This window comes from Protofrankia sp. CiP1_Cm_nod3, assembly GCF_982290655.1.
The window spans coordinates 37048-39044 of sequence record NZ_CEVIVD010000047.1 but is presented as its reverse complement, the minus strand read 5'-3'; the positions used below and the strand labels follow the sequence as shown (position 1 = coordinate 39044).

General features: G+C 75.4%; 2 pseudogenes. Both read right to left on the bottom strand.

Annotated elements, in window-relative coordinates:
• A pseudogene (locus tag AC5LUJ_RS11555) lies at window positions 1-1429 on the bottom strand (urease subunit alpha); the annotation flags it as partial.
• Window positions 1430-1599: 170 nt separating this feature from the next.
• Window positions 1600-1914 (bottom strand): annotated as a pseudogene (locus tag AC5LUJ_RS11550) (urease subunit beta); the annotation flags it as partial.
• Window positions 1915-1997 lie beyond the last annotated feature (83 nt).

The window sequence follows — 1997 nt, the reverse complement described above, 5'->3', positions numbered from 1 at the left end:
GGGGTGGGGATGGAGGCGTTCGCGTCGCCCATCGCCGCCCAGGCCACGAAACCGCCCTTGATGACGACGGCCGGCCGGACGCCGAAGAACGCCGGGTCGTAGAGCACCAGGTCGGCGAGCTTGCCCGGCTCCACCGAGCCGATCTCGGCGTCCAGGCCGTGCGCGACGGCCGGGCAGATCGTGTACTTGGCGACGTACCGGCGGGCGCGGGCGTTGTCGGCGCGGCCGTCCCCGGGCAGGGCGCCGCGCCTGGCCTTCATCACGTGCGCGGTCTGCCAGGTGCGCAGGACGACCTCGCCGATGCGTCCCATGGCCTGCGAGTCCGAGCCGATCATCGAGATGGCGCCGAGGTCGTGCAGGACGTCCTCGGCGGCGATCGTGGACGGCCGGATGCGGCTCTCGGCGAAGGCCAGGTCCTCGGGCACGGTCGGGTTCAGATGGTGGCAGACCATGAGCATGTCGAGGTGTTCGTCGAGGGTGTTGACGGTGTGCGGGCGGGTCGGGTTCGTCGAGCTCGGCAGGACGTTCGCCGCCGCGGCCACGTGATGATGTCCGGGGCGTGCCCGCCGCCGGCACCCTCGGTGTGGTAGGCGTGGATGGCCCGGCCGGCGATCGCGGCCAGGGTGTCCTCGACGAAACCGGCCTCGTTGAGGGTGTCGGAGTGCAGCGCGACCTGCACCCCGGAGGCGTCCGCGACCCGCAGGCAGGCGTCGATCGCCGCCGGGGTGGAGCCCCAGTCCTCGTGCAGCTTGAAGCCGGCGGCGCCGCCGCGCAGCTGCTCCCACAGGGCATCCTCACCGACGGTGTTGCCCTTGCCGAGCAGGACGACGTTGACCGGCAGCGCGTCCATCGCGGACAGCATCCGGGCGAGGTTCCACGGCCCGGGGGTGACGGTGGTGGCCCTGGTGCCCTCGGCCGGGCCGGTCCCGCCGCCGATCAGGGTGGTGATGCCGGCGCCGAGGGCTTCGGGGACCTGCTGCGGGCAGATCAGGTGGACGTGGCAGTCCACCGCCCCCGCGGTGAGGATCTTCCCGTTGCCGGCGAGGATCTCCGTGCCCGGGCCGATGACCAGGCCGGGGTGGACGCCGTCCATGATGTCGGGGTTGCCGGCCTTGCCGAGCGCGACGATCCGCCCGTCGCGGATGCCGACGTCGGCCTTGACGACACCCCAGTGGTCGAGGACGACCGCGCCGGTGATGACCAGGTCCGGGGTACCTTCGGCGCGCGACGCCCGGGCCTGCCCCATGGACTCCCGGATCACCTTGCCGCCGCCGAACACCGCCTCGTCGCCGGTGCCGGCGCCGGCGGGCCCGCGGCTGCGGTCCTCGGTGACCTCGATGAACAGGTCGGTGTCAGCGAGGCGGATGCGGTCACCGACGGTCGGCCCGTACAGGTCGGCGTAGCGGGCCCGGTCGAGGCGGCGGCTCACGGGCGCGCCCCACGCCGGCCCGGCGGGCCGGGGGCGTCGTCTGGCGGGCCGGGAGCGTCGCCCGCCGGGCCGGTTGGCGTACCGTCCGCGGTGCCCTCGGGCGGGCGGCCCGTGCTGGCCGCGGGCGGGCCGTCGGCGGGGCCCGCGGGTGCGCTGCCCGCATCCTGGGGGGCGGGGCTGTCCAGCGGGCCGGCGGATTCGGGGCGCAGGCCGGGGACCAGCCGCCGGCCGCCCAGCGGGACGAGGTCCACCTCGCGTTCGACGCCCGGCTCGAACCGGACGGCGGTGCCGGCCGGGACGGCCAGCCGGTGCCCCCAGGCGGCGTCCCGGTCGAACTGAAGGGCGGGGTTGGCGGCGGCGAAATGGTAGTGCGACCCGACCTGGACAGGACGGTCGCCGATGTTGCGCACACGCAGCGTCAGCACTGGCCGTCCCGGGTTGATCTCCACCGGGTCGCCGTCGTGCCAGATCTCGCCCGGCCGGATGCCGGCGGCCGCGCTCACCGGCCCGGCCCGCTCACGAGCTCGGCCCGCTCACGAGCCCGGCCCGCTCGCGAGCCCGGCTCCAC